The organism is Cellulomonas septica (assembly GCF_012396155.1).
Lineage (GTDB): Bacteria > Actinomycetota > Actinomycetes > Actinomycetales > Cellulomonadaceae > Cellulomonas > Cellulomonas septica.
Genome location: NZ_JAAXOY010000228.1, coordinates 1 through 4,981 on the forward strand (window position 1 = coordinate 1; position 4,981 = coordinate 4,981).

Genomic DNA, 4,981 nt, shown 5'->3' on the forward strand with positions numbered 1-4,981 from the left:
CGCAGGCGAGCGCGAGCGCGGCCACGACGGTCCGGACCGCGCCGCGGCGCACGCGCCGGTCGAGCCGGTCCGCCGTCGCCGCGCTCATCGGGTCACCGTCGCGAGGTCGAGGGCTGCGACGGGACCGGACGTCCCGACGCCGGAGCTGAGGTTCTTCCAGCCGTTGTTCGAGGCCGCCTCCCACACCTGGCCGCCGTTGACGGTGTAGACGTACTTGACGCCGTCGAACGCGATCGCGGCGACCGGACCCGAGGTCGAGACCCCCGAGTTGAGGCTCTTCCAGCCGTTGTTCGACGCGGCCTCCCACACCTGCCCGCCGTTGACGGTGTAGACGTACGTGACGCCGTTCATCGTCGTGACGGCCAACGGTCCGGAGGTCGCGATCCCCGAGTTCAGGCTCCTCCAGCCGTTGTTCGACGCGGCCTCCCACACCTGCCCGCCGTTCACGGTGTAGACGTACTTGACGCCGTTCATCGTCGTCACCGCCAGCGGCCCGGACGTCGCGATCCCCGAGTTCAGGCTCTTCCAGCCGTTGTTCGACGCCGCCTCCCACACCTGCCCGCCGTTCACGGTGTAGACGTGCTTGACGCCGTTCACCGACATCACGGCGAGCGCCCCGGACGTGGAGATCCCCGTGTCGAGGTTCTTCCAGCCGTTGTTCGACGCGGCCTCCCACACGCGGCCGCCGTTCACGGTGTAGACGTACTTCACGCCGTCGACCGCGAGGACCGCGACCGGCCCGGAGGTCCCGACCGCCGAGTTCAGGCTCTTCCAGCCGTTGTTCGACGCCGCCTCCCACACCTGCCCGCCGTTCACGGAGTAGATGTGCTTGACGTGCGAGACGACCGGCGGCGGGTTCGTGATGCCGGAGACCCAGTCGCGCAGGACGTCGAGACGCGTGTCCGTCGCCCCCTGCCGGGTCGTGGCCGACCCGAGGCAGCCGCCCTGGTAGGCCGTGTGATGGATTCCGACGAGCTCGACGCCGCTCGTCGTGGCGCGCAGCGTCGGACCGCCGGCGTCGCCCTTGCAGATCGTCGCGCCCGCGCCCTGCGCCTCGATGTCGAGGGTGCCCGCGGCGACCGCCGCGACCGTGTACGTCGCGGCGTGCGCGGTGTCCGGCACCAGCTGGGTCGCGGTCCGGCCGTAGCCCGTCACGGTCAGCTCCTGCCCCGCGACCGGCGCCGTGGCGGCGATCTTCACGGGCGTCACGTCGGTGACCGGGGTCGCGAGCCGCGCGAGCACGACGTCACGGTCCGCGTGCGGCACCAGGAGGTCGACGTTCACGACCTTGCCGGCGGTCCCCGTCAGGTCGAGCCGCCCGACCGTCGCCTTCGTCGTCACCTTCGGCGCGCCCGGCGCGACGGCGACGCCGCCGGCCGTGAAGCACGACTTCGCCGTCACGACCCACGCCGGGGCCACCAGCGCACCCGAGCAGGAGCGGTCCGTGCCGACGTCGATCTTGACCGTCGCCTGCGCCACCGCACCCGTCGGGGTGCTGCCCTGCACCGCGACCGCGGCGGGCACGCCGACGCAGGCCAGCACGGCCGCGACGACGCCCGTGCGCAGCGCCCGCGTCCGCAGACCCCCGCTCACCAGGTACCGAACCGGAGCTCGACGAGGATCGCCTGCGGCATCGCCGACCCCTCACCCGGGTCGACCGCGACCGACGTGTTCGGCGCGACGGTGTACGTCTCCTCACCACCGGACGCCACCACGGCCGTCGCCTCGACCGTCTTGTCACCACCACGCAGCAGGAACGTGTGCGGCACCTCCAACGTCAGGAACCCCCGCGCCCCCGACGTCCGGAAGCAGTAGTACGACCCGTACGGCTCCTCCTCCACCAACGTCTCCACCTGGATCAGACCCGGCGCGCACGACCCGCCCACCGCACCCGACGACACCGGCTCGACGTGACCGTCACCCGTGAACACCTTGAGCCCGTGCTCCGCCAGGATCGCGTCCGCACCCGGGTAGGCGAAGTCCTCCACCAACGACGACTGCACCTCCGCCGCCGCCGTCCCCTCCGCAGCACCCGCGCCACTTGACCACGCCACGACGGCGGCACCGGCCACGACGACGGCTACAACCGCCCCACTCACACTTCGCCTCATGCGGCAACCTCCGTTAGCTGGGATCTGAACTGCGCGTTCTTGTGTCTCCGGGATGCGAGCAGCCCTCCGACGGCGCCGCCTCGGGCGAGCGTGCCGGTGCGGACGATCCGGCACGCCCGCGCCTGGATCGCCGCACCGGTGCACATGTGCGACGTGCGGCGCCTGGGGATCGCAGCCTCAGGGGCGATCGTCGCCACGTGGCTCCAGACCGAGGACGTGATCGGCGTCGACCCCGCGCGCGTACAGATCGCCCCGGACGCGGTCGACGAACTCGCGCACCCACATGACGACCTCGTCGTCAGCCGCCGGCGAGCTGCGACGGCTCGGGTCGTTGACGGAGTACACCGACCAGGCCGTGCCTTCACGCTCGATGGTCACCAGACCGATCACGTCGGACGACAGCGTGACGAACCGGAAGTCGTCCCGCGCGGGGTCTTCTGCCCACGCCGCGAGTGCCCGGGCGAGCTCGACGACGGGAAAGTACGGCTCGTCGTAGACCACGCGGTCGCCGTCGGTGACGAACAGGTGAGCGTCGACGGCGACGAGGTAGTCGGCGACGAGGTCACCCTGCAGGTCGTCGAACGACAGGTCGCGGTACTCGAGTCTCATCGGGGGGGCCCGCCCTTGATCGGGAACGCGTTGATCACTCGGCCGTCGTCCGTCACGATGATCCGCAACCAGGTCTCACCCTTCGTCCCGACGACCCTTCCCGCGTCTACCTCGACTTTGAAGGTGTCCGCCAGCCCGTTCGGCATGAAGACAGCCCCGTCCGACTTCAGCGCGTCGGCCACCCATCCTTGGACCTCGGGTATGTCGGTCGAGTCGAACTTTCCCCACGTTCCGGCGCTGGTCGACAGGTGCTTGTCCTTGATGAAGATCGCCGCGGGGTTGTCGGCGGCACGGAACGCCGCCTCTGACGCTGCGCGGAGGACGCTGTTGGCGCCAGCGGCATCCGTGAACGCCCGGGTCGCTCGCAGGACCTCGCTGACGTCGTCGAACGTGCGGACGAGTCGAGTGGCGTTGAGGCCGATCTTCGCGCCTCCCGGACCCCACCCGAGGACCGGGAACATCGCCGCAGCCGACAGTCCGACACCGAGCCAGTCGCCACGGAACCCCGAGATCACCATGTCGGTGCCGTCGCAGAGCTCCCCCCAGCCCGGGACGAGCCCACAGATCCCGAGCAACAGCTGGAACGCGTCGACGCCGATGGTCGCGAGGAGCTCGGGGTCCTCCTTCGCGAGATCGCTGAAGTCCTGCCAGAACGTCGCTGCCATCTGGCATCCGAGGGAGTCGCGCGCCCACGGTCGGTCGCACTTCCCCGGGTCGGTGACGAGCCCGACGATCTCCTTGTACGCCTCGACACACTCCGGCCTCTGCGCCGGGCCGGCGAGCGGGTTCAGGCAGTTCTCGTACCGATGGACGTAGTCGGCGCTCGTGAGCCCGTCCGGTCCGCTGCCGGGCTGCACGTTCCGCTCGGCCACCTCCCGCTGCTTGAGCCGCACGGTGTACGTGACCGACGCCTGCACTGCTGCCTGCTCAGCGGCAGCAGCGTCGCGCCCGGCGGACGTCGCAGCCCAGCGAGCCGACCACTTCGCGTACTGCGCGGAGGCCGCGCTGACCTTGGCTCGCTCGCTCGCGGCACTCGCGGTGAGCGCGGAGCGGGCAGCGCTGCTCGCGCTGCTCTGAGCGGCGGCGGCTGCGTCCTTCGCGACCTGGGCCGACTGCGCTGCCTGGTCCGCGGACACCTTCGCAGCGGCGGCGGATTGGGAGGCCTGCGACGCGTACGTCGCGGCCTGGGCGGCAGCGCCAGCGGCCTGGTTAGCAGCGGCTGCCGCGTCCGTCGCCGCGTTCCGCGCGACGGCCGCGACGCGGCGCGCCTCGGCAGCGTCGGCGAGCGCCTTCTGCGCGTACTGCTGCGCCTGCTGGACGAGCCCTTGGACCGCCTGGACGTGGGCGGCCTGCTCCTTGTCGCGCTGCGCGGCCTCGTACTGGCCGACTTTCAGGAAGTGGGCGCCGTAGGACGCCGGGCCGGCGAGAGCGACCTGCGCTGCCGCCTTGACCTCTGGCCCACCTGCGTCCAGGACGCGGGCGATCTCGACACGCTGGTCGGCAGCGCGGGCGACGTACTGGCCGTCGCGGAGAAACTCGTGTGCCTCCTGTGCCGTGCCGGCCAGCGCCTTCTGGGTCGCCGCGTACAGCGCGGGTCCAGGGTTGGACGCGAGGATCCGCGCCAAGGCCAGGCGGTCGTCGACGACCTTGCGAGGGTAGGCGCGGGTGCGCAGCCAGGCCGCGACGGCCGCGTCGTCCCCGTCGAGGGAGGCTCGGGCCGCGGTCTTCTCCTGCCCGTCCGGCAAGGTGTCGACCAGGTGCCACACCCGGGCACGGTTGTCCTGCCCTGCGGCGAGCCTGCGTCCCTCGCTGAGCCACGATCGCAGGACGGTTTCGTCACCGCTGAGAGCCTCCAGGGCGGCTGCCTTGGTCCACTCGCCGCCGGTCGTCGTGAGCGAGAGCGCTGCACGGCGCCCCTTGTCGAGAACAACCTGAGTCGAGGCACCTGGTGCGGTCGCCGCGTCGAGGAGCGTCCGCGTGGCCGCGGGGATCCGCGATTCCTCCTCGGTGTCCCACCGGACGTTGCGGTCCCACCCGGCCGCTTCCGCGCCGGTCGTTTGAGCCTCGGTCTCCGCGGCGGCGGCCTCCTGCGCGGCGGCGATGCCCGCCTCGGTCGCCTCGGCGAGACGAGCGGCGTCGGCGTCGCGGGCGAGCTTCTCGACCTTGACCGCCTGCGCGGCAGCGTCGACGGCAAGCTGCGAAGCGGCGGTCGCCTCCGTGGCGTGGGCAGTCGACTCGGCGGCGGCCTGCGCGGCCTCGCC

4 protein-coding genes are annotated in these 4,981 nt (G+C 71.8%); all 4 read right to left on the reverse strand.

The window, feature by feature from the left end:
• Positions 1-84: 84 nt before the first annotated feature.
• Positions 85-1,593 (reverse strand): trypsin-like serine protease, encoded by a 1,509-nt coding sequence (locus tag HGA02_RS10155; protein ID WP_168678903.1) that lies wholly within the window; start codon positions 1,591-1,593, stop codon positions 85-87.
• A complete protein-coding gene (locus HGA02_RS10160; protein ID WP_168678904.1) occupies positions 1,590-2,111 on the reverse strand; it encodes a hypothetical protein in 522 nt (173 codons plus the stop codon). Before HGA02_RS10160 ends, HGA02_RS10155 begins: the two co-directional genes overlap by 4 nt.
• Positions 2,112-2,288: 177 nt before the next feature.
• Positions 2,289-2,720, reverse strand: a complete 432-nt coding sequence (locus tag HGA02_RS10165) for a DUF7878 domain-containing protein (protein ID WP_168678905.1) — start codon at positions 2,718-2,720, stop codon at positions 2,289-2,291.
• The coding region (locus HGA02_RS10170) for an ALF repeat-containing protein (protein WP_210728410.1) at positions 2,717-4,981 on the reverse strand (2,265 nt) is incomplete at its 5' end. The genes HGA02_RS10170 and HGA02_RS10165, both read right to left, overlap by 4 nt.

Bases quoted from the DNA above. Each gene is read 5' to 3' on its own strand.
- HGA02_RS10160 (WP_168678904.1), bottom strand. From the start codon at position 2,111: ATGAGGCGAAGTGTGAGTGGGGCGGTTGTAGCCGTCGTCGTGGCCGGT.
- HGA02_RS10165 (WP_168678905.1), bottom strand. From the start codon at position 2,720: ATGAGACTCGAGTACCGCGACCTGTCGTTCGACGACCTGCAGGGTGAC.